24 protein-coding genes are annotated in these 20,393 nt (G+C 62.7%); 6 read left to right on the forward strand and 18 right to left on the reverse strand.

The window, feature by feature from the left end; genetic code table 11:
• Positions 1-129 precede the first annotated feature (129 nt).
• Positions 130-891: an OBAP family protein gene (locus tag KY495_RS15895; protein ID WP_219880358.1), complete on the forward strand. Its 762-nt coding sequence runs from the start codon at positions 130-132 to the stop codon at positions 889-891.
• 241 nt (positions 892-1,132) lie between these two features.
• Here KY495_RS15895 and KY495_RS15900 read toward each other — a convergent pair whose 3' ends face one another.
• The 9 genes from KY495_RS15900 to KY495_RS15940 all read right to left on the reverse strand — a co-directional run bounded on the left by KY495_RS15900 (position 1,133) and on the right by KY495_RS15940 (position 9,854).
• On the reverse strand, positions 1,133-2,212 hold the full coding sequence (locus KY495_RS15900) for a glycosyltransferase family 9 protein (RefSeq protein ID WP_219880359.1): 1,080 nt from the start codon (positions 2,210-2,212) through the stop codon (positions 1,133-1,135).
• Complete coding sequence (locus tag KY495_RS15905; RefSeq protein WP_219880360.1) at positions 2,209-2,781, reverse strand: HAD-IIIA family hydrolase; 573 nt, start codon at positions 2,779-2,781, stop codon at positions 2,209-2,211. The genes KY495_RS15900 and KY495_RS15905 overlap by 4 nt, the downstream gene beginning before the upstream one ends.
• Positions 2,778-3,524 (reverse strand): SDR family oxidoreductase, encoded by a 747-nt coding sequence (locus KY495_RS15910; RefSeq protein WP_229518329.1) that lies wholly within the window; start codon positions 3,522-3,524, stop codon positions 2,778-2,780. Before KY495_RS15910 ends, KY495_RS15905 begins: the two co-directional genes overlap by 4 nt.
• Positions 3,525-3,536: 12 nt before the next feature.
• Complete coding sequence (locus tag KY495_RS15915; protein WP_219880361.1) at positions 3,537-4,841, reverse strand: glycosyltransferase; 1,305 nt, start codon at positions 4,839-4,841, stop codon at positions 3,537-3,539.
• 46 nt (positions 4,842-4,887) lie between these two features.
• Positions 4,888-5,862 carry a glycosyltransferase family 4 protein gene (locus KY495_RS15920; RefSeq protein ID WP_219880362.1) on the reverse strand — a complete coding sequence of 325 codons (975 nt, stop codon included), beginning with the start codon at positions 5,860-5,862 and terminating at the stop codon, positions 4,888-4,890.
• A gap of 125 nt (positions 5,863-5,987) precedes the next feature.
• Positions 5,988-7,760, reverse strand: a complete 1,773-nt coding sequence (locus tag KY495_RS15925; RefSeq protein ID WP_219880363.1) for an ABC transporter ATP-binding protein/permease — start codon at positions 7,758-7,760, stop codon at positions 5,988-5,990.
• Positions 7,761-7,808: 48 nt separating this feature from the next.
• Entirely contained in the window at positions 7,809-8,075 is a 267-nt protein-coding gene (locus tag KY495_RS15930) for a hypothetical protein (RefSeq protein ID WP_219880364.1), read from the reverse strand.
• 45 nt (positions 8,076-8,120) lie between these two features.
• Entirely contained in the window at positions 8,121-9,029 is a 909-nt protein-coding gene (locus KY495_RS15935) for an alpha/beta hydrolase (RefSeq protein WP_219880365.1), read from the reverse strand.
• A gap of 33 nt (positions 9,030-9,062) precedes the next feature.
• A complete protein-coding gene (locus KY495_RS15940) occupies positions 9,063-9,854 on the reverse strand; it encodes an AraC family transcriptional regulator (protein ID WP_229518330.1) in 792 nt (263 codons plus the stop codon).
• 163 nt (positions 9,855-10,017) lie between these two features.
• On the opposite strand from KY495_RS15940, the gene KY495_RS15945 reads away from it, so the two are divergent.
• Positions 10,018-10,911: a dihydrodipicolinate synthase family protein gene (locus KY495_RS15945; RefSeq protein WP_219880366.1), complete on the forward strand. Its 894-nt coding sequence runs from the start codon at positions 10,018-10,020 to the stop codon at positions 10,909-10,911.
• Positions 10,912-11,047: 136 nt separating this feature from the next.
• Here KY495_RS15945 and KY495_RS15950 read toward each other — a convergent pair whose 3' ends face one another.
• A complete protein-coding gene (locus tag KY495_RS15950) occupies positions 11,048-11,500 on the reverse strand; it encodes a hypothetical protein (protein WP_219880367.1) in 453 nt (150 codons plus the stop codon).
• A 328-nt stretch (positions 11,501-11,828) separates the two neighbouring features.
• Between KY495_RS15950 and KY495_RS15955 the strand changes: the two genes are divergently transcribed.
• From KY495_RS15955 to KY495_RS15970, 4 genes are all read left to right on the forward strand, one after another.
• A complete protein-coding gene (locus tag KY495_RS15955) occupies positions 11,829-12,167 on the forward strand; it encodes a KGG domain-containing protein (RefSeq protein ID WP_219880368.1) in 339 nt (112 codons plus the stop codon).
• A gap of 96 nt (positions 12,168-12,263) precedes the next feature.
• Positions 12,264-12,671, forward strand: a complete 408-nt coding sequence (locus KY495_RS15960; RefSeq protein WP_229518331.1) for a hypothetical protein — start codon at positions 12,264-12,266, stop codon at positions 12,669-12,671.
• A gap of 67 nt (positions 12,672-12,738) precedes the next feature.
• The gene (locus tag KY495_RS15965) at positions 12,739-13,860 is read left to right on the forward strand and encodes a M14-type cytosolic carboxypeptidase (RefSeq protein WP_219880369.1); all 1,122 of its coding nucleotides are present in this window, start codon (positions 12,739-12,741) and stop codon (positions 13,858-13,860) included.
• 3 nt (positions 13,861-13,863) lie between these two features.
• A complete protein-coding gene (locus KY495_RS15970; RefSeq protein WP_219880370.1) occupies positions 13,864-14,328 on the forward strand; it encodes a CYTH domain-containing protein in 465 nt (154 codons plus the stop codon).
• Positions 14,329-14,383: 55 nt separating this feature from the next.
• Here the strand turns inward: KY495_RS15970 and KY495_RS15975 are convergent, their stop codons facing one another.
• The 8 genes from KY495_RS15975 to KY495_RS16010 form a co-directional block, all read right to left on the reverse strand.
• Positions 14,384-15,646 (reverse strand): DUF2863 family protein, encoded by a 1,263-nt coding sequence (locus tag KY495_RS15975; RefSeq protein ID WP_219880371.1) that lies wholly within the window; start codon positions 15,644-15,646, stop codon positions 14,384-14,386.
• A gap of 238 nt (positions 15,647-15,884) precedes the next feature.
• Positions 15,885-16,319, reverse strand: a complete 435-nt coding sequence (locus KY495_RS15980) for a hypothetical protein (RefSeq protein ID WP_219880372.1) — start codon at positions 16,317-16,319, stop codon at positions 15,885-15,887.
• Positions 16,320-16,403: 84 nt separating this feature from the next.
• Positions 16,404-17,945: an IS66 family transposase gene (locus KY495_RS15985; protein WP_219880373.1), complete on the reverse strand. Its 1,542-nt coding sequence runs from the start codon at positions 17,943-17,945 to the stop codon at positions 16,404-16,406.
• Between the two features lie 55 nt (positions 17,946-18,000).
• Positions 18,001-18,342 (reverse strand): IS66 family insertion sequence element accessory protein TnpB, encoded by a 342-nt coding sequence (gene tnpB, locus KY495_RS15990; RefSeq protein WP_219880374.1) that lies wholly within the window; start codon positions 18,340-18,342, stop codon positions 18,001-18,003.
• A complete protein-coding gene (locus KY495_RS15995; protein WP_219880375.1) occupies positions 18,342-18,632 on the reverse strand; it encodes a hypothetical protein in 291 nt (96 codons plus the stop codon). Before KY495_RS15995 ends, tnpB begins: the two co-directional genes overlap by 1 nt.
• Positions 18,633-18,683: 51 nt before the next feature.
• On the reverse strand, positions 18,684-18,923 hold the full coding sequence (locus KY495_RS16000; RefSeq protein WP_219880376.1) for a PAAR domain-containing protein: 240 nt from the start codon (positions 18,921-18,923) through the stop codon (positions 18,684-18,686).
• Between the two features lie 41 nt (positions 18,924-18,964).
• Positions 18,965-19,615, reverse strand: a complete 651-nt coding sequence (locus tag KY495_RS16005) for a hypothetical protein (RefSeq protein ID WP_219880377.1) — start codon at positions 19,613-19,615, stop codon at positions 18,965-18,967.
• Positions 19,612-20,286, reverse strand: coding sequence for a T6SS effector amidase Tae4 family protein (locus tag KY495_RS16010; RefSeq protein ID WP_219880378.1), 675 nt, complete (start codon positions 20,284-20,286; stop codon positions 19,612-19,614). The genes KY495_RS16005 and KY495_RS16010 overlap by 4 nt, the downstream gene beginning before the upstream one ends.
• Positions 20,287-20,393: the final 107 nt, after the last annotated feature.

The raw sequence follows: 20,393 nt of genomic DNA on the forward strand, positions 1-20,393 counted from the left end.
TCCCTGCCCGGGGCGGGGAGTGTCTGCCGCATCCGCCGGGCGAAGGGTCGCGCACGACGTTGGCGGTACTGCGCAACTTGCGTCCCCGTCTGACGGTCCAATGATTGAAACGCTATCGAAGGAGTGCATATGACTAAGAAATTGTTGGTCGGGTTGGCTGCGTTGGCAGTGAGCAGCGTTGGGTGGGCGCAGACGCCGCCTGTTCCTGGCGATCCAAAGACACCCAAGACCATGGCGCTGGAAGCTGGTGCCAAAGTGTTGCAATCGAACACGCCGCTGAAGCCTTTCGATGTCTACATAGTCGGGTTTCATCCGATGAAAGAGCAGCCCGAGCATCAAATGGAGGCGCATCATTACTGTCACCAGGTCAATGAGGATTTTGCTCAGTGCGCCCTGTTTGACAGCAGCACAAAAAACGCGCGGCTCAACGGCGTGGAATACATCATCTCGGAAAAGCTGTTTGCCACCCTGCCGGCAGAGGAACGGGCATTCTGGCATCCTCATAACGGCGAAATTCTTTCTGGCCAATTGATCGCGCCGGGCATTCCTGCCGCTGCCGAGAAAGCCTTGATGCGCCAAAAGATGAACAGTTACGGCAAAACGTGGCACCTGTGGAATACCGGGCACGAAGGCATGGCGGCTGATCAGTTGCCACTGGGACCAGCAAAGCTGGCCTGGTCGTTCAGCCGGGATGGGGAAGCCATTCCCGCGATGATTGAAAGGCGCGACCGGCGAATGGATGTGAGCACGGCGAAAAAGCGCCAGCAGCGTGCCGATTTGCAGCAACTGGCCAAACCGCAAGACGGTGTGGATGCTTTGAAGGGCAAGTTCGGGCGGCCCACGACAGACATTCCCGGGGTGCGAGCTGCCACGGCAGGTGGCAATCCTTGAAGGGGCCGTCCGGGACCGGTGCCTGACTGTGCGACGGCCTCGCGATCGGGCTCCGGCCGCGGACACGGGCTTGCGCCTGGCGAGCGCTGGCAGGTGACTGTTCTCGCCGATGTGCTTGCCCCTGATGTTGGCGCTGCACGGGACGCAGTGGGCGGGTGCACCGGAGAGCCAGGACGGGTGCCTGGACCAGCCAATGCCCCGCGCTGTGCAGGCTGACGGAACCGGCAGGGCAGCGGCGCGCTTATCGCGCAGGCAGCGGCTGGGCCAGCAGTTCTTCCACTGCCGCAATCACGCGCACGGGCGCGACCTTTGCCAGGCAGTCCTGGTGCCCTTCCGGACACACGCTTTTGTGGCAAAGGCGGCAATGCACGTCATGGAACAGGACGCGGCTGGGTACCTGCCACGGTGTGTGCTGGGGATTGGTGAGGGCATACAGGCTGACGATGGGCGTGCCGAGTGCGGCCGCCATATGGGCCGGCCCCGTGTTATTGGCCACCATGACCCGCGCCATGCCGATGACCGCGCCCAGCTGTCCAAGGTTCAGTTCGCCGGCCAGGACGATGACACCAGCGCGGCACTGGGCCGCAATCGCACTGACCAGCGCGCGTTCGGCAGCGTCGCCGCTGAGCAGAATGGGGCACTGCAGGCGTTCATACAAGCCATTGACCAGTTCCACCCACAGATGGGGCGGGTAGCGGCGGGATGGTGCGCTGGCGCCCGGGTGCAGCAGCACGTACCCCATATGCGGCAAGATGCCATGGCTGGCCAGGAGCGCCTGTGCCTGCACCATGGCGGCACGGGGCACCATGAAGGACAGGCTGCTGTCATGCGTTTGCCAGCCCACGCTGGCCACCAGGTCGAGCTGGCGCTGGACCTCGTGGCGCACCATCTGGTCAGGCTCGGCATCCGGAACGCGGTGGGAGATGAGGTGGTAGGCGTTTTCGCGGCAATGTGCCAGGCACAGGGGAATGCCGGCGAGGCGGCACAGCATGGCTGCCGGCAAGGGACTCTGGCTGTAGGAAGTAAAGATCACGGCAGCATCAAAACGTTCGGCCCGCATTGCTTCGATGATGCGCAGATCGTGCGGCAGCCCTGCGCAAGGTGGCTTCATCCAGGGCGCTTCGTAGCGCAGCACGGCGTCAATGTCGGGGACGAAGTCGGCACCGGCAGCGCCGCCAGCGGAAGTCAGGAGCGTGAGCGAGCGCTTCGGGCTGGCTTCCTTGATGGCCCGCAGGGCAGGCGTGCACATCAATACGTCGCCGAGCGAGTCGAGCCGCACCGCCAGCACGTGGCGCGCCTGTTGCCAGTCGGGGGCATTCACCTGGATGCTCCTGCTGCGCCCGCCACAATGCACGCGGCGGCGTAAATGTCGGCCACCACCCGGGTCGGCACGCGGTGCTGGCTGAGCCGCCATTCGGTCTCGTTGCCGCTGTCGATGAGGATGGTGCGGCAGCCCGCACGGTTGCCCGCTTCCACATCGTGCAGGATGTCACCCAGCATCCATGACGCCTGCAAGTCAATGTCGTGCTCGCGTGCTGCCTGGATCAGCATGCCTGGCATGGGCTTGCGGCACAGGCACTCGACCGCGTATGCGGTCACGCGTCCCTGCGGGTGGTGCGGACAAAAGTAAAAGCCGTCCAGTGAAACCCGCTCGCGGAACAGGAGGTCGCCCAGGCGATTCTCTACGGCCACCAGGGCCGTTTCTTCGAAATGGCCGTGAGCAATGCCATCCTGGTTGCTCACCACGAACAGGCGGTAGTCCAGCCTGGCCAGCAGGCGCAGGGCGGCACCGGCACCATTGCACAGTGAAATCCTGCGCGGGTCGGTGTTATGGGGCACGTCTTCAATCAAGGTGCCATCCTTGTCCAGGAAAATCGCGCGGATGCTCATGGCCAGGAAGTCTCGCGCATGGGCAGGACGGTCAGCTCCGCAACAACGCTACCGGCCGACATGAGCAGCACCGCCTGAATGGCAGCGGCCACGTCCAGCGGGTCTTGCAGCGCCGCGGGATCGAGTTCGGGGAAGCGCTCAAGCAGGAAGGGTGTGCGCATCCCGCCGGCCACCACGGCCGTGACCTTGATGCCATGCGGACGCAGTTCTGCATGCAAGGCGTGTGACAGGCCCAGCAACCCCCACTTGCTCGCATGGTAGGCACTGGCATTGGGCCAGGCGCGCTTGGCGGCGGTGGAGGCGATATTGACGATATGGCCGCCCCCGGCCGCGCGCAGATAGGGCGCTACATGCTTGGACAGCAGGAACGGCCCGTTGAGGTTGGTATTGATGACGCGCTGCCACTGCTCGGCAGTAAGTTCCTCGAGCGGCAGGGTCTTATCGGTGCCGGCATTGTTGATCAAAATGTCGAGCCTGCCGAAATGGTCGAAGCCGGCGGCCACGGCCGGTGCCGCGGCAGCAGCGTCACCCACGTCCAGCACCAGTGGCCAGGCCCGCGCGCCCTGCGCGTGCAGGCGTTCGGCCATGGCGGCGGCGCCGGGTTCGTCAATGTCAGTCACGATGATGGCGGCGCCGGCGCCAGCCAGCACCTGGGCCAGTGCGGCCCCCAGGCCGCTTGCAGCGCCGGTGATCATGGCAACCTTGCCGGCCAGCCCAGGCATTTCAGGATGCGGGGGAAACATGGTTTTTTTCCTTCAGGACGTCAATTGCGATGGGAGGGAAGCAACGCCGGCGGCAGTGGCGTAGATGGCTGCCACCTGTCGTGCCACCGTGCGCCAGGTGAAGTACTGGAATGCGCGCCGCATGCCTTCGTCGCCCATATTGCTTGCCAGTTCAGGATTGCTGTGCAGTTGTGCGAGCCGCTCGGCGACGGCCTGCGGGTCGCGCGCGGGAACCAGGAAGCCGGTGCTGCCGTCGACCACGGTGCTCTTGATGCCGCCCACCGCGGCGCCGATGACGGGCCGCGCGCATGCCATGGCTTCCACCGGGGTAATGCCAAAAGGTTCGTACCATGGCGTGGTCACGAACACGTCGGCGGCGCTGTAGAAGTAGCGCAGTTGCGCGCGCGCCTGGCGGCCCAGGAATAGCACATCGCCGCTCACATCAAGCGCGCATGCCAGTGTCCGCAGCCGGCCCAGTTCGGCCGTGTCGGCCTGCTGGGCGCCGCCTTCACCGCCCACCACCAGCAGCAATGCGTCAATGCCGTAGCGCCGGCGCAGCAGGGCCAGGCTGCGCACCACCGTATCGATGCCCTTGCGCGGGACGATGCGGCCCAGCTGCAGCACAATGAAGCGGGCACCGGGCAAGCGCAGGCGCTGGCGCGCCAAGCGCGCAGTGACCGGCCACAGCTCTTGCGGATCGAAGCCGCAGGGGGCGATATCAATCCTGGCGGGGTTGGCGCCGTATAGCTGCACCATGTCTTGAAGGTCTTGCGGGCACTCGGCGATGATGCGGCTGGCGTCGCGCATCAGTGCGCGTTCAATGCCAAGGCGTGCGTTCGGGAAGGCATCGGCCGCGCCCTGCGCCTTGCGCCGCACCTGGTCGAGTGCGTGAAAGGTGATGACGAAGGGTAGGCCAAGTTCCTGGCGCAGGCGCTGCGCCACCATGCCGGACATGAAGAAATTGGCGTGAACAATGTCGTACGACGAATCCTGGCGGCGCGCAAACGCGCTGACGAAACGGGCAAACGCGTCCATGTAGGGCAGCAAGTCCTCCTTGGGTACGTGGTGCGCGGGACCGGCCGGCACATGGATCACCCGGATGCGCTCGCCCCACTGCACCACCTGCGCATTCACCATGCTGTCGCGCCGCGTGAAAATATCCACCTGGCAGCCCGACAGCGCCAGCTCGCGCGCCAGGTGGGCCACATACACATTCTGGCCGCCGCTGTCGATGCTGCCTGGCGCTGCCAGCGGCGAGGCGTGATCACTGATCATGGCGACACGCCGCACCAGGGCTGCGCCAATGCTGGCCGGCAGCGGCTTCTCATTGGGTAACATGCTTGCTCCTTGAGATGTTCTTGTTATTGCAGGATTGACGAGCCACTCAGCCGGAGCCCGGCCGGGCCGGGCCGGTCGCCCCCGTCACTTCGCGCAGGAGGGCATCCCATTCGGCCACAAAGCGGCCAATGCCGAAGCGTTCGCGCGCATACAGGCGCCCCCGTTCGCCCAGCTCACGCGCCAGCCCCGGGTCGCGCAGCAAGCGCTGCATACAATCGACAAGGCGGTCCGGATTGGTGTCAGCAAAGCCGGTCTCGCCGTCACGGATGACAGTGGCGATTTCGGTGGTGGCCAGTGCCACCACCGGCAGGCCCACCATCATGGACTCGATGACAGCCAGCCCCATGCTGGTGTAACGGATGGGATTGAACAGGAATCGGTAGCGCGCGCTGACGGCCGGCAGCCGCTCGTGCGCGATCTCGCCCGGGCCGCCGAGTGCTTCGGCGCCCATGCCGACCAAGTCAAGGGGCACGCGCGCTGCTGCCCCGGCAAAGATGTCGGCGCCCAGGCGCCGTCCGCGCTGCGCCAGGTGGTTGATGACGACCAGGCCGCGCGCGAGCGAACCGCTGTAGCGCACCTGTGGCGGCACCGGTACGCCATGCTCGATCACCCGCACCGGCGAGCGGCCGGTACGCCACATGAGCCGGTTAAAGTGCGACACATGCACCAGCACCACGTTTGGGTCGTCTACCAGGTGTGGCATGTCGGTCGGATGCGCGCGGGGCGGATCGTGCTCGATGTAAATGCGCGGCAAGGCGCGCTGGCCCGCACCGAGCAGCTCGTACTGGTCTTTTTCGTACTGCGGATCGTCCTGGTAAATAATGCAGTCGAAATGATGGTGCCGCACATGGCTGGCAGGCATGTCATGCACATTGGGGCCCCATGCCACGCCAGGCGCCCGGCCGCCATAACCGGGTGGACGGCCCGGCCGGGAGAGGATGTGGAAATGGTGGGGCACCTGGCTCAGGTAGTACAGGTAGCTGCCGTGCGTGTTCCAGGTAAGAATGTGCAAGGGCCGCATGGCTACTCCCGCCACGCCCGACGATGGCAGCACACCCAAGCACTAATTTGTGACGTGCGCATAGTGTTTCCTTATCCTGCCCGGCCGGATGACCCTGGTGATATCAATGATCGCGAGAAAAATTCTCATGTCGCCGGCCCACGTTCCTGCTGCAGGTTCCACAGGCGCGCGTACAAGCCTTTTGTGGCCAGCAATGCGCGGTGGCTGCCTTGTTCGACAATGCGCCCGGCATCCATGACGATGATGTGGTGGGCATGCACGATGGTCGACAGGCGGTGCGCGATGATGAGAGTCGTTCGATCACGCGACAATCGTTCCAGTTCCCGCTGAATGGCGCGCTCTGAATCTGAATCAAGTGCTGACGTGGCTTCGTCAAAAATGAGAATGGGCGGATTCTTGAGCACGGCACGGGCGATGGCGATGCGCTGCTTTTCGCCGCCTGACAACTTGACCCCGCGCTCGCCCACGAGCGTGGCGTACTTGTGGGGCAGGGCATCGATGAACGCATGCACGTGCGCGGCCCTTGCCGCGGCAATGACGTCGGCCTCGGCACTGCCCGGACGGCCGTATGCAATGTTGTAGCCGATGCTTTCATTGAACAATGCCGTTTCCTGTGGCACCACGCCGATGGCAGCACGCACGCTGCCTGGCGACAGCTGCGCCAGGTCCTGTCCATCGATGAGAATGCGGCCGTGCACCGGCGCGTAAAGGGACAGCAGCAAGCGCGCCAGGGTTGACTTGCCGGACCCGCTACGGCCCACCACGGCCAGCGTGCGCCCCGGCGCAATACGGAAGCTGACGTCGCGCAGGATGGGGCGCGACAGTTCGTAGTGAAAGCTGACGTGCTCGAACACCACATCCCCGCTGCGCGGGTCCAGGCGGGGCAGGCCCGGCGGGTCGGGCCGGTCGGGTCGCTCGCGCAACAGGGCAAACAGGCGTTCCGCATTGACCCAGGCGTCGCGCGCTTCGCGGTACACAAAACCGAGGGCATTCAGCGGCAGGCACACCTGCAGGGCATAAGCATTGATGAGGACCAGGTCGCCCACGCGCATGGCGCCGCGCCACACATCGCGTCCGGCCATGAGCATGATGGCCGCCACCCCGCACCCGATGACGGCGCTCTGCCCGACATGCAGGACGAACAGGGCGCGCTGGTTGCCCATGCCCGCGTGTTGCCAGCGTCGCATGATGATGCGGAAACGATCGGCTTCCAAGGTTTCGTTGGCGAAGTACTTGATGGTGTCATAGTTGATAAGACTGTCGGCCAGGTGGCTCTTGGCGCCGGAATCGAGCTTGTTCACCCGCCGCTGATAGATCACGCGGCGGGCCGTGAACACCAGCGTGAAGCCGGCGTAGCCGAGGAACATGAGCACGATGATGGCGCAATACCAGGCGCTGTAGCGGTCGAGCATGACCGCCAGCACCAGGCCGATTTCCACCAGGGTGGGCACCATCGTAAACAAGCCCACGCCCAGCAGGAAAGCAATGCCGCTGGTCCCGCGGTCAATATCGGGCAGCAGGCCGCCGATCTGGCGCCGCGCATGGAAGCCCGCACCCAGCGCATGCAGATGGGCAAACGTCTTTTGCGCGTAGACCGATACCGTGTGCAGCGTCACCCGGGCGAACAGCAGGTCGCGCAGTTCGTTGAACAGGGTGGACAGAAAACGCAGCAGGGCGTAGCCCGCCAGCAGGTACACGGGAAGGCGCAGCAGTTCCTGGGGCTGGGTGAACGCATCGATAATGCGTTTTAACAGCAGCGGTACCGCCACGGTGGCGACCTTGGCAATGATGAGGCAGGCCAGTGCCAGGCCGATGCGCCCGCGATGGCTTTTCAGAACTTGCCACAGGTCGGCTGCCATGCGCGTGCCGGTGCCGCTCGCTTGTAAAGTGTTTTCCATGCCACTTCGACCGCGTCCGCGCGTGCAAGATCCCGTAACTGTGCTGTATCAAACTTTGTGTGAAAAGGCGGCGATTGCCGCGCGCTGCGCTTGAATTTTTTGCGCCAGCTTGTAAGGTGAGCGTCTGCAAGCGGCCGCGCAGGACAGGGAGCTATCATGGTCATACTGGAAATGAACAAGCCAGATGCTGCGCAAAAGGCGCGGCCTGCGGGGCTGTTTGCGATTTTTCTGAACCGCTGGCTGACCGTGCTCGTTACGCTGCGCGATGCCATCGCTTTCGCATACGGCGCGGCGCTCGATGCGCTGGGCCTTCAACAAGCCGGCTGGCGGCGGGCCCCGCACATTGCCGTGACGGCGCGGTCAGCGCGCCGCTGCAGCGGTGCCGCTACCAGGATTGCGGCCCGCATCGCTGCCGACGAAGGTGTCGATCACATCCAGCGTGGGTGCGAGGCTGCGCAGGGGCGCCGCCAGCGAGGCCACCAGGGTCGTATGACTGACGCCATCAAAATACACCTCCTGCACCGTCACGCCCTTGGCACGCAGCTTGTTGGCCAGCGCGCCTGTGTTGCGCCTGGCATTGACCAGATCGTCATCGTTGGCGGCAATCAGCAGGGCAGGCGGCGCAGCCTTGCTGACATGGTGAATGGGCTGCGACGCCGGCGGCGTATTGGGGAAATCAAACACCGGCTTGGTGGTCGGGTTATGAATCGGCAGGAAGTCATAGGGGCCGGCCAGGCCGATCAGGCCGCGCAAGGCCGAGGCGCGCATGCCAAATTTTGCCAGGTAGCGCGGATCGAGCGCCACCATCGCTGCATTGTAGGCCCCGGCGCTGTGGCCCATGACATACAAGCGACTGGGGTCGCCGCCAAAGCGGCTGATCTCGCGCGCGGTCCAGGCCACGGCCCCGGCCGAGTCGTCCAGAAAATCCGGATAGGTCACCTCCGGGTAAAGGCGGTAGTCGGGTATCACCACGACATAGCCGCGCGCGGCCAGGGCCCGCCCGACAAAGGCGTAGTCGCCCCGTTCCCCCTTGACCCAGTTGCCACCCATAAAAAACACAATTACCGGTGCATTGGCTACGCTCTGTTCTGGCGTATAAATATCGAGCTTATGACGCGGGCTGGCACCGTAGGGCACACCCGCACTGGTGCGCAGAGATTTTCCCGGGGACAGGGCATTGAGCGCGCCGAGGGGCGAGCAGGCGGCAAGGGCGCCCAGTACGATGCCGGCGGCAGCCAAGCCCAGCAAGGTGGTTTTCAGCGTGGTCATCGTATTCCCGAAACATAAATTGTCTTGAATTTATTATATCGGTGCAATCGATTGTGCCGCGCTCGGCTGGGTGGCGCTGGCGCGAAGCATGGCGCGGTATTGCACCGGACTCATGCCTGCATGGGCCTTGAACTGGCGGCTGAAGGCGCTGTGGTCCGTGTAGCCACAGGCATAGGCGATGTCGGCAATGCTGTGCTCGCCATCCGATTCCAGCATGGCCATGGCCCCTTCCAGGCGCGACTGCAGCAGCAGCTGGCGCGGCGAAAAGTGGAAGACGCGCTGGAACAGCCGCTCCACGCGCGACAATGACAGGCCCGCCTGGCAAGCCAGTGCTTCCATCGAAATCGGCGTGTGGTAGTGCTGCCGGATATGCTGGGCAATGGCGGCAATCTTGCGGTAGACGGGATGCAGTTCGTCGGCCAGGCCCAGGTCCTGGGAGGTTCCAGCCAGGCCGACGACCGTGCCCTGCTCGTCGCGCAGCGGCACCTTGTGGGTCAGGCACCAGCCGCGCGCGCGGGTGGGATACAGGTGCAGCTCGAGGTGCTTGCACAGGGCGGTTCCGCTTTCCATGACGGCATGGTCCTGTTGCAGATAGGTGTGGGCCAGGTGGGCCGGGTGCACTTCCAGGACGGTCTTGCCGATGATGTCACGCTTGGAGCGCAGGCCGCAGCGGCGCACCAGCGTCGTATTGACGCTCAGGTAGCGGCCTTCGCGGTCCTTGACGAAAAACGCGACATCGGTGAGGGCATCGAACAAGCTCTCCATGGCCGGCAGGTCGACTGAACGCAGCGCGGGGCGCTGATTGAACACGGTACGCATATCCATCGCGAAGCGGCTCCACTGTGGTCAAAACAGCCAGTATAGTTCGGGCGCGGCCATAATGGTCATTGTGCCGATTTGGGCGTTGTATGCCGCGCGGCCGCCGCAAGACTGCGCCGGTAAACCAGACTATGCTGATTGCCTTCTCCATTGAACCTGAAGGATCACCATGTGGCAAGGCGTCATCCCCGCGGTAACCACCAAATTTGACGAAGAGGGCGAGCTGGACCACGCCGAGATGGCGCGTTGCTTTGGCCTCATGATGGACGCCGGCTGCGATGGCTTGATTGCCTGCGGCTCGCTGGGCGAAGGCCCCATGCTGTCGCACGCCGAGCGCCTGGCCGTCCTGCGCCTGGCGAAGGAGGCAGCGGGCAAGCGTCCTGTGTTGCTCACCATCGCGGAAGCGGCCACCCGCGACGCCTGCGCCCTGGCCGCGCAGGCAGCGCGAGCCGGCGCCGATGGCCTGATGGTCGTGCCCAGCACCATCTATCACAGCAACCATCGCGAAACCGTCGCGGCCCTGCGCGCCATCGCGGCGGCAGGAGACCTGCCCGTCATGATCTATTCCAATCGTCTGGCCTACCGGGTTGACGTCAGCTGCGACATGCTCGCTGAACTGGCCGACGACGCCCGCTTTGTCGCCATCAAGGAGTCGTCCGACGATATCCGCCGCAGCACCGATATCATCAACCGCTTTGGCGACCGGTTTGCCCTGTTGACGGGCGTGGATAACCTGGCGTACGAAGCATTGTCCGTGGGCGCGGTCGGCTGGGTGGCCGGCCTAGTGGTGGCCTTCCCGCATGAAACCGTGGCCATCTGGCGCCTGATGCGCGCCGGACGCCAGGCCGAAGCGCTGGCCATCTACCGCTGGTTCCGTCCTTTGCTGGACCTGGATGTCTCGACCTATCTGGTGCAAAACATCAAGCTCGCCGAGGCCCTGGCCATTGGTTCCAGCGAGCGGGTGCGGGCACCGCGTCTGCCGCTGGACGGGGCGCAGCGCCAGCATGCCGAGCGCATCATCCGCACCGCGCTCGAGACCCGTCCGGTGCTGCCTGCCGTCTGACGCGCCAACGTGGACAAGCCCGGCGTGCCGGGCGGGTCTGACGGACGCCCGCGACAGGCGTCCTCATTCAGGCGTGCTCATTCATGCGTCCTCAGTCACGCGTCCTCAGTCACGCGTCCTCAGTCAGCCGTCCTGATCACTGCTTGCGGCCGGCATTGCTGTGCTCACGCTCCTGACGGATCTGGTCCACCTGGCGCGGCTGGTTGACGGTATTGGACAGGCCCGTATCCTCATCCATCTTGCGGTCGGCCGACAGGCTATTGGTGGCGGGACTCATGGGGTAGCTTTCGCCTGCCGCATTCGACTTATTGTTCACCTGCGGCCTGGCCTGCTGCTCATTGCCGGTCTGCGAGCCGGTGCGGCCGGTGCTCTCCGGGCTGTCCGCCCCGCGCTGCTGCGAGCCGATCGGATCCTGGCGCTGGCTGCCCTGCTGGGAGCCGACATTGGTCGAGCCGTTCAGGGTGCCCGATTGCTGTGACTGGTTAAGGTTGTCTTTCTCAACGGTACCGCCGCGCGAGGAAGACACGGATTTTTCATTGCCGCCGTTGTCGGACTGATTGTTTCCCTGGCTGCGCTGGTTCGAATTCATGGTGCCTCCGGTTCTGATTGGTGAAAGGTGGCAACGCCTGCGGAGGAGGGCGCTTGCACCACTCAGTCCGCACAATCCGACCATAGTCGGCGTTGCCAGGGTTCCATCATGCGCTTGCACTCGTCACGCCACCATCAGAACACTACCGGCATGCCTGTAGGACAACGGGCCAGTGGGACAAGCCTGCGGCAGCATGTTTCCCCGTCCACGACGTTCTACATTTCTTCCTAGGCTCTCCGCGGAATTTTCCTATGGCAGTGCCGCCCAATGCTTCCTAAGATGAGTATTGGTCCGGCGTCCGTTCCGGGCTTTGTCCAAGGAGCACATCATGGCAACGAACAAGGAAGGCAATAAGCAAGGCGGCACCAGCAGTCGCGGCTTTGCATCGATGGACCCGCAGCGCCAGCGCGAGATTGCCAGCGAAGGCGGCAAGGCTGCCCATCAAAAAGGAACTGCGCACGAGTTCACATCCGAAGAAGCGCGCCGCGCCGGCAGCATGAGCCATGGCAACCGCCAGGCCGACGACAGCGCTGCCCGCACCGGCGCCAGCAAGCAAGGCGGGCGTGCCGAAGCCGATGCGCAGGGCAAACCCGGGCACGCCGGCCGCCAGCAGGCCGGCAAGCCGTCTGCCGCCCGGAAAAGCGAGGGTGGCGCCAAGCCGCGTTGACAGCCTGGGAGCAACTGCTCCCTTGGCCGCGCTTTGCTTCCGACCTTTGCAATAGGGTAAAATTGCGACGCGTTTTTCAACTTTTGAGGTCAAGTCGTGGCAAAACAAGCGGGTATCCGTGAAGTCAAAGGTCTCACCGTCGCGTGCGATCCGATCGGCAACATGTTGTTGGTAAAGTTCAGCGTTGCTGGCGGCAGCGATGCCTGTGTATTTTTCCCCGCGCATATCGTGTTCTGGCTGCTCGAGCACATGCCGGTCAACCAGGACCCCGATTTGCCGCCACCGGTGCACTATCCGCAGATCGCCCAGCGCGACTGGGATGACCACATTACGCCGCGCGCCGTGAGCGTCAAGTGCCACCAGCACGCCGATGCAGTCACCATGCAGCTCGAGCTGGACCACAAGAGCCCCATGCGTCTTTTGCTGAACCGGACTAACGTGGAAGCCATGCGCCAGTTTCTTGCGAACTACCGGGGCGACCTGATGGACCTCGGGGTGTTCTGACTTCGACTTGCGCGTGAATGCGGGTATGATGCTCTTCTTTGTGAACCACTGACAAAAGGATCATTTCATGCCCATCAAAATCAGCCAGCATTTCGACTCAGGCGCCATCGAGGTTGTCCAGGCCGACAATGCGCGCCAGATCGACCTGAACCTGCGGGCCGACTCGCACGCCGACATCCGCCAGTGGTTCCATTTCCGCCTGCAAGGCGCGCGCGGCGAAGAATGCACCATTCGCTTTCTTAACGCCGGCAAGGCTGCCTATCCCAGCGGGTTCCGTGGCTACCAGGTGGCGGCGAGCTATGACACGGAAAACTGGTTCCGCGTGCCCACCAGTTTTGACGGCCAGATCATGACGGTGACCCACACACCGGAACTCGACAGCGTCTACTACGCCTATTTCGAGCCCTACTCATGGGAGCGCCATTTGCGCCTGCTCGGGGAAGTGGCAGAAAATCCCATCGCCCGGGTGCACGACATCGGCACTACCGTGGACGGTCGCGACATGAACATGGTCGTCATCGGCAACCCTGCGGCGGAGAAAAAGATCTGGGTCATCGCGCGCCAGCACCCGGGTGAAACCATGGCCGAATGGTTTGTCGAAGGCCTCATGGATGCGCTGCTCGACAATGCCAATCCCATTTCGCGCAAGCTCTTGCAGCGCGCCGTGTTCTACATCGTTCCCAACATGAACCCGGACGGCGCGGTGCGCGGCAACCTGCGTACCAACGCCGCTGGTGCCAACCTGAACCGCGAATGGATGACACCGTCGCCCGAGCGCAGTCCGGAAGTGCTGTGCGTCAAGACGAAAATCCATGAGGTTGGCTGCGACATGTTCTTCGACATCCACGGTGATGAAGATCTGCCCTACAACTTCGTGGCGGGCAATGAAATGCTGCAAAATTTCACGCCCGAACGGGACGCCATGCAAAAGGCATTCGTGGACCAGTACATGCTGGCGAGCCCCGATTTCCAGAACGTGCACGGCTACCCGATCAGCAGGTACAAGGAAGACATGCTTACGCTTGCGTCCAAGTACATCGGCCACCACTTCGGCTGCCTGGCGCTGACGCTGGAGATGCCGTTCAAGGATAACGCCAACCTGCCCGACGAGTACACCGGGTGGAACGGCGCCCGCAGCGCCGAATTGGGCAAGGCGCTGCTGCAGCCCATCCTCAGTGCGCTCGCTTAAGCGATGGGCATTGAAATCGAGCGCAAGTTCCTCGTTGTCAGCGATGCCTGGCGCACCCTGGGCCAGGCCGTGCTGCTGCGCCAGGGTTATCTCTCGTCCAATCCGGACCGCACGGTGCGCGTGCGCATTGAAGGCGACACTGGCACCATGACCGTCAAGGGGCGCAGCGAGGGCGCCACGCGCGCCGAATGGGAATATGCGATTCCAGTCACGGAGGCGGCAGAACTACTTGACCGATTGTGCGAGCAGCCCTTGATTGAAAAGTACCGGCGCCGCATTCCCGTGGGCAGCCACGTGTGGGAAGTGGACGAGTTCCTGGGCGCCAATCTGGGCCTGGTGGTTGCCGAAATCGAACTGGGGGCGGAAGACGAGGCGTTCGAGCGGCCGGACTGGATTGGCGCCGAGGTCACGCACGACCGGCGTTACTTTAATTCCAGCCTGATCCGCGCCCCCTATTCGCGCTGGTAGCCGGTTCAGCTGCACCGACGGAAAAAAGGGGAAAGCTTGCTTTCCCCTTTTGTATTTAATGGAAGTGCTCGTTCCCGGGTGGCGCATCTTCCGGCATCTCTGCGTGGACCAGCTCGCCCACGGGATCGGCAAACAGCGGCCCGCCACAATCGTCGCAGTATTCCGCGATGAAGCGCTCGTGATGGCGCTTGATGTGGGTGATGCCCGCTTCGTTGAGGTGGCCCAGGATTTCATCGAGCGGCGCCTTTTGCAGCTCCATCTCCATGCCCGCCGCCAGCAAGCCTTCCACCGGCGTGCCATCCTCGTCCTCCTGTCCGTACAGCGGCCACACAATGCCGTAGATGACGTCGGTTGTCTGGCGCATGGTGAATGCCACGCGGTACTCGTCGATCTGGCCGTCGGCTGCTTCCTCGCCAAAGCCGGCGACCACCGCGCGCAGGTCCGAGGCCTGCACGCCGAGCGTGTTGGTCAGGTAGTGCACGGCGGCGCGGATCGACACCGGGCGGATCAGCTTGTCCGCTTCGCGGCAAGCCACGTAGTAGGCTTCCGGCAGCAGCAGTTCGATGCCGCAGCCTGGCATCAGGCGCGACACGGTGTCGCTGGCCTGCGTCTGCCACTGTTCCAGCGAATTGGCGCGCTCGATGGTGAAATTCATCTGGTGCTGCGGCTCCTGCCAGCGGAACAATGGCGCGCCCAGCGGGGCCACGATGGCCACCAGCAGGTAGCGCGTATCGGCCAGGAAGGGCGCCGTTTCAGCCGCCTTGGCCAGGGGCTTGATGGGCGTGCCCTTGTAGGCTGCCTGGGCCAGCTTGTGGGTGGCGGCGTAGGTTTCGGCATGGCTGCGCGGCAGCTGGTCGATGGCGAACAGGGTGGGCGCCATCGACATGCGCACGCCGTCGGCCAGAAGGTGCGCGCTGAAGTGGGCTGACAGCGTGGCCAGCGTGTCCGGCGGGATGGTGCCGGAGGCAATCGCAAAGCGGGTCCAGGCCAGAATGGGGGCGGCCACGAGCAGCGCCTGGTAGGTGGTATCGACGCCGTCGACCGAGTCGACCATGATGGACGATTCGCTGACCGCTTCCACGCCTTCCATCAGCGTGTCATAAGCGTTGAGGTCTTCCTTGAACAGGGTATTGAGGGTGGTGTCGATGGTGTCCTGGTGCCCGGTCTTGAGCAGCTTCTGGAGCTGGGCATCAAGCTGGCGCTCCAAGGCTCGTTCCTCGACGCGGCTGGCCGCCTGTACGATGGCCTGGCTGATGCTGACCAGGCGCTGGCTCTCGGCCGACAGTTTGGGGGATGAATCTTTCGATGGACGGCGCATGAGGTATAAGGATCTTTAAGTTAAGCATGAGCAGAACTCATGCGGGATCAGTAAATTAGGAACAATGATAAACCCTTATCAGCCCTATTGTAGTGCATTCCGATTCCGGACATGAAACCGCGCGGCGCTGTGCCATTTTGTACGAGTGTGCCTGCATAGGGAGCCCTCAAGCAATGAAAAACGCCAGACAAGCTGGCGTTTCAAATGGGCATTTGCGCTGGCGCAATCAGGTCGAGATTCAGGCCGCGGATTCTTCGGGCACGGTGATGATGGTCTTGCCTGCAAATGCGTTCATCACTTTGGCCTTGCCCTCGGCATCAACCCTGGCCCGCAAGGTGAGCTGTTTGACGCCTTCGACGATGTCGGCGCCATCATCGTCTTCGATGGTGATGTCGACCATCTCGCCAGGGGCATAGTTTTCCGTCGTGACGTGCACATTCAGATCGACATAAAAGCGGGACGCGCCGCTGACAGGCGTTTCGTCTTCGCCATATGACCAGGAGATCGCCGTGCCCTTTTTTTCCTTGTTGCCGGTCTTCTCGTTCGGCGCTGCGGTTTGGCCGGCAGCGCTGGCGGCACTAGCTGCTGCGGCAGTGGCCGGCGCCGCGGAAAATGGCTCAACGAGCGCTTGCGAGGCCGCGGCAGCAGTCGAAGAACCGCCGCCTGTTTCCACGATATCGGTGAACTGGGTTGCAATCAGCGTGGCGCCGCAGGCAGTCTTCAGTAAGCGGCCAGCCCAGCCACCTTCTACCAGCGTTTAAGTCTGTGTAGAGTTTGCGAACGGTAGCAGCGAGTCGATTTTGCTGTTGGGGCAGGTGGGAAGCTTTGCGAGGGTGTCGGCGAGCCAGCGAGCCGGGTCCAGGCCGTTAAGCTTGGCGGTAGCGAACAGGCTCTGGATGGCAGCGGCGCGGCGGCCCGCGCGCTCGGAGCCGGCAAACAGCCAGTTCTTCTTGCCGATGGCGATGGGGCGTATCGCATTCTCGACCGGATTATTGTCAATCGGAAGGCTGCCCGAGCTGGCATAGCACTGCAGCGCCGCCCAGCGCTTGAGAGCATGCTCGATGGCCTTGGCCGTGCCACTGCCAGCAGCGACGCTGCGCTGGGTCGCCACCAGCCAGCCATGCAAGTCGGCCAGCACTGGCATGGCGAGCTGCTCACGCAACGCTGCGCGCTGTTGCGCCGTCATCCCCGCCGCTTGCTGCTCGATGGCGTACAGCTGCCCAATGCGCCGTAGTGCTTCCTCGGCCACCGGGCTGCCGCTAGCAGCGTGGACGTCGAAGAACTTGCGCCTGATGTGGGCCAGGCAAGCGAGCTCGGTGGGGCCTGCCGTAAACAGCGCCTTGTAGCCGACATAGTCGTCCACCATTAGATGGCCGCGCCATTGCTGCAGGAAGGCGCGAGCGTGCGCCCCAGCGCGACTGGTCTGGTAATCGAACACGACGATGCCCGACCCGTCATCGAGTACGTTGGAGCGGTAGGCCCACAGATAGGCGTGTTTGGTCTTGCCGCTGCCAGGATCGAGCTGGCGCACCGGGGTTTCGTCGGCATGCAGGCAACTTCGTTGCCTGAGCAGTTCGGCCAAGCGGTCAGCCAGCGGCTGCAAGGCCACACCGATGCGCCCGATCCATTCGCCGAGCGTAGAGCGGGCCAGTGGCACGCCGTCACGCGCGGCAATCTGTTCGATGCGGTAGAGGGGCAAGTGGTCAAGGTACTTGCACACCGCGATCCAGGCCAGCAGCCCGACAGCGGCCATGCCGCCGTCGATGACGGCTGGCGGGATAGGCGCCGCCGTCACCGTCTCGCAAGGACGGCACGCATACTGCGGGCGGATGTGGCGATGCACGAAGAAGCGCGCCGGTTCCACGTCCAGCTGTTCGCTTACGTCTTCGCCGATCTTGACCAGGTCGGCGCCGCATTGACCGCACAGGCACGACTCGGGCTCATGACGGTGCTCGATGCGTTCCAGATGCGCTGGCAGCGGTTGGCGCCCGGCGCGCTTGCGCTGCCGATTTACGGGGGCCTGCGCTTGAAGTTCCTCGTCGATGGCTGCCAGGTCCGTATCGACCGTTTCTTCAAACAGCAGCCGCTGCGCGCCGACGAGTGCTTCGCTGGCCTTGCCGAAGCGAACCCGCTTGTAGTACGCCAGCTCGTGCGTCAGCGCGGTGATCTTGAAGTCCTTCTCAGCGAGCACAGCGTCGCGCTGTGCCAGCTTGGCCTGCTGCTGCTCGAACAATGCCTGCACCTTCGCCAAGGCGGCAGGAGCGATATCCAGATCGGCGAGTTCGTTGAGCAGGTCCATGGCTCAGTAGTTTACAGAGCACGGACGATGTTTACAAGCGAAACAGTTTACGTCCTCACAGTCGCCACTGCGCTGGTGCCGGTGCCGACAGGCGTTGCCAGTCCACGCCAGCGACCAGCCATTGCCATTGTTCGGCGCTGATCTGCCAGCAGGCGTCGTCAACTTGGGGCCAGACAAACTGGCCCCGGTGCAGGCGGCGCAGGCACATCCACACGCCCGTGCCATCCCAGCAGACCATCTTCAGGCGCGTACGGCGACGGTTGGCAAACACGTATGCCGTGCCATCGCATGGCGGCCGCCCCAGCGCCTGCTGCACATGCAAGGACAGCCCGTCGATGCCGATGCGCATGTCCACCGCTGCCGTCGCCAGCCAGATTGCATTGGCCGACAGCTGCATCAAAGCGCCCGCATCACTTCGGCCAGCCAGCTGGCCGGTATCGCGCCGGGCAGCGTCAAGGTCCAGCCGCGCTCACTACGTAGCGTGATCGTCGGCATCGCCGCCGGCACGCCCACCACCCGCACCGGTAGCAGCGCCGACGTTTGCACACCCGTCAATCGCCGCACCCAGTAGCCGACCTGGCGCGCTGGGAAACCATGTTGGATTGCGTAGGCGCGCTGGGACAAGCCGCTTGCCTGCCATTGAGCTACCCGCTCCTGCCATACCTGCTCGCGTTCCACGTTGTTCACACTGTCCTCCTAAAGTACGAGGGATGCAGTGTGGCCAGTGTGATTAGGAATTCATAGGTGGGCCGGCTGGCCGCTTACAGTCTTCATGCCGGCTACGGCGACACCCTTGCCGTAAAAGGTCGTCGTCAAGACGCCTTCCACGATAGGATACGTGCCCTTGCACTGCGGGCAAGACACCTTGTGACCCATGTAAGCGATGGGTTGGCCATGACAGATATCGGTCAGCGATCCTTCCAGCACCGTGCCGCCGTGATTGGTCGGGTCGCCTTTGCGAATGATTTCACCAGCCATGTGTTGTTCCTGCAAAGTAATCGGCAAGCCGAGAGTGAGGATTATTGTTCCAATGGGACCCGGCAGTTAATGCCTGCCCGAATGGGGCTACCCTTACTGCTGCATAGCGGCAAAGCAGGCAATTCGACCTCTTCAAGAACTTCGTTTTTATCGTTGATGATGTAGCCTTGGCCACCCACGAAATCAGAATCATGGCAGTCTCCGCTGTCACACTGGGAAGTACATCCAATGCACACCAACGCATGCCCGTCCTTGAATGATTTGCACTGGTCGTAGATTGGCGGGACGAGGACGCGGAACGGTGCGCGTTCGTAGTAGCCGCACTTGGAAATCGTCTCATTGTTGGCATCCTTCGCTAAATACCCGAACCGGCCAGTTTCGCCATCAGTTGGCTCGAAGTCGAATTCTAAAACTTGCCCATATCTGTGGCGTAATACCGTTCCATTCCTCAAAATCGTAACCAGTTCCGGCGGATTAGAGATGACAACGGACGTGGAACGCTCGCGACCTATCACTAAGTTTTTCCTGAATTCCTTCTTTACCGTCCTAACCGCGCGCGTCGTGTCGAAGCATTTTCCAGACCACACGCGGTTTACGTTCGTGAGCGGGCATTTGTGCGCTCCTGATGCCGTCGCGACTTGCAGCAGCATGACAAAAATAAAAACGACCCTCATATGCATGGGAGTGCTCATTTCAGTTCCCAAAATTGGATATGTTGAACCTGGACCAAAAACTTCTTCTTAGTTTCCTTGTTTATGCCTACAGTGGTTAGCCAAGGATAGAAGCTACGCGACTGGGGGTCGTCATGATCATTTGCGAAGGCAAGCTTTCGAGCCGTGCCATCCCAAAGAGTGAAATGCCCGGTCGCATTGCTCCAACCTTCCACCTTGAAAACAATAATTCCGTTTTTTGATAGGAGATGCGTCTTGAAAAACTCCGTCGCCTTGGCTTTACGAGCCTCGAACTGGACCGTTAGAGCGTCTTCATCCTCGGCCAGTGCGGTGTCGAGTAATTCGAATGACAACTCCGCGTCAAACCCCTTGAAGCGCGCAACTAACTCGGCACGCAAGTCTGCCACGCGCAGCCAATACCATCGCTTGTCAGCCCCCAATTTGCTCGCCGCGGGATCCGACGTTCTGGATAACCCAAATCCACTTCGAAGGAGGGCATAGGACATTCGAACCGCGCACGTATTCTCCATCCAGGAATGCTTATGGGCGCCCTTAAATTGGTTGCCGATCTTTGTATACAATTCCTCGGTTTCGATTTCCTTTCCTGGATAATGAGTATGCATGTCTGCCCAAGAAGGTCGCCGTGGAGCGATCGATCCGGTGGCGTTGCCTGCGGTCGCTGTAATAGCCAAGTTAACCTTTCGCCTGAAATCCGATATTCAAAGATTAATCTTGTCGCGATTGTAAATGTTTTGCTCTCGACATAAAAAAAGCGCCGGGACGACCGGCGCTTTTAACT

It is taken from the genome of Massilia sp. PAMC28688, assembly GCF_019443445.1.
Classification (GTDB): Bacteria; Pseudomonadota; Gammaproteobacteria; order Burkholderiales; family Burkholderiaceae_D; genus Telluria_A.

What these genes read in the sequence shown, in the direction of transcription:
- KY495_RS15950 (WP_219880367.1), bottom strand. Translation starts at nt 11,500, where the DNA reads ATGAATTCGAACCAGCGCAGCCAGGGAAACAATCAGTCCGACAACGGC.
- KY495_RS15965 (WP_219880369.1), top strand. Translation starts at nt 12,739, where the DNA reads ATGCCCATCAAAATCAGCCAGCATTTCGACTCAGGCGCCATCGAGGTT.
- KY495_RS15905 (WP_219880360.1), bottom strand. Translation starts at nt 2,781, where the DNA reads ATGAGCATCCGCGCGATTTTCCTGGACAAGGATGGCACCTTGATTGAA.
- KY495_RS15935 (WP_219880365.1), bottom strand. Translation starts at nt 9,029, where the DNA reads ATGACCACGCTGAAAACCACCTTGCTGGGCTTGGCTGCCGCCGGCATC.
- KY495_RS16005 (WP_219880377.1), bottom strand. Translation starts at nt 19,615, where the DNA reads ATGAGCACTCCCATGCATATGAGGGTCGTTTTTATTTTTGTCATGCTG.
- KY495_RS15945 (WP_219880366.1), top strand. Translation starts at nt 10,018, where the DNA reads ATGTGGCAAGGCGTCATCCCCGCGGTAACCACCAAATTTGACGAAGAG.
- KY495_RS15985 (WP_219880373.1), bottom strand. Translation starts at nt 17,945, where the DNA reads ATGGACCTGCTCAACGAACTCGCCGATCTGGATATCGCTCCTGCCGCC.
- KY495_RS15970 (WP_219880370.1), top strand. Translation starts at nt 13,864, where the DNA reads ATGGGCATTGAAATCGAGCGCAAGTTCCTCGTTGTCAGCGATGCCTGG.
- KY495_RS15975 (WP_219880371.1), bottom strand. Translation starts at nt 15,646, where the DNA reads ATGCGCCGTCCATCGAAAGATTCATCCCCCAAACTGTCGGCCGAGAGC.
- KY495_RS15925 (WP_219880363.1), bottom strand. Translation starts at nt 7,760, where the DNA reads ATGGAAAACACTTTACAAGCGAGCGGCACCGGCACGCGCATGGCAGCC.
- KY495_RS15920 (WP_219880362.1), bottom strand. Translation starts at nt 5,862, where the DNA reads ATGCGGCCCTTGCACATTCTTACCTGGAACACGCACGGCAGCTACCTG.
- KY495_RS15895 (WP_219880358.1), top strand. Translation starts at nt 130, where the DNA reads ATGACTAAGAAATTGTTGGTCGGGTTGGCTGCGTTGGCAGTGAGCAGC.
- KY495_RS15940 (WP_229518330.1), bottom strand. Translation starts at nt 9,854, where the DNA reads ATGGATATGCGTACCGTGTTCAATCAGCGCCCCGCGCTGCGTTCAGTC.
- KY495_RS16000 (WP_219880376.1), bottom strand. Translation starts at nt 18,923, where the DNA reads ATGGCTGGTGAAATCATTCGCAAAGGCGACCCGACCAATCACGGCGGC.
- tnpB (WP_219880374.1), bottom strand. Translation starts at nt 18,342, where the DNA reads ATGCAGCTGTCGGCCAATGCAATCTGGCTGGCGACGGCAGCGGTGGAC.
- KY495_RS15915 (WP_219880361.1), bottom strand. Translation starts at nt 4,841, where the DNA reads ATGTTACCCAATGAGAAGCCGCTGCCGGCCAGCATTGGCGCAGCCCTG.
- KY495_RS15910 (WP_229518329.1), bottom strand. Translation starts at nt 3,524, where the DNA reads ATGTTTCCCCCGCATCCTGAAATGCCTGGGCTGGCCGGCAAGGTTGCC.
- KY495_RS15955 (WP_219880368.1), top strand. Translation starts at nt 11,829, where the DNA reads ATGGCAACGAACAAGGAAGGCAATAAGCAAGGCGGCACCAGCAGTCGC.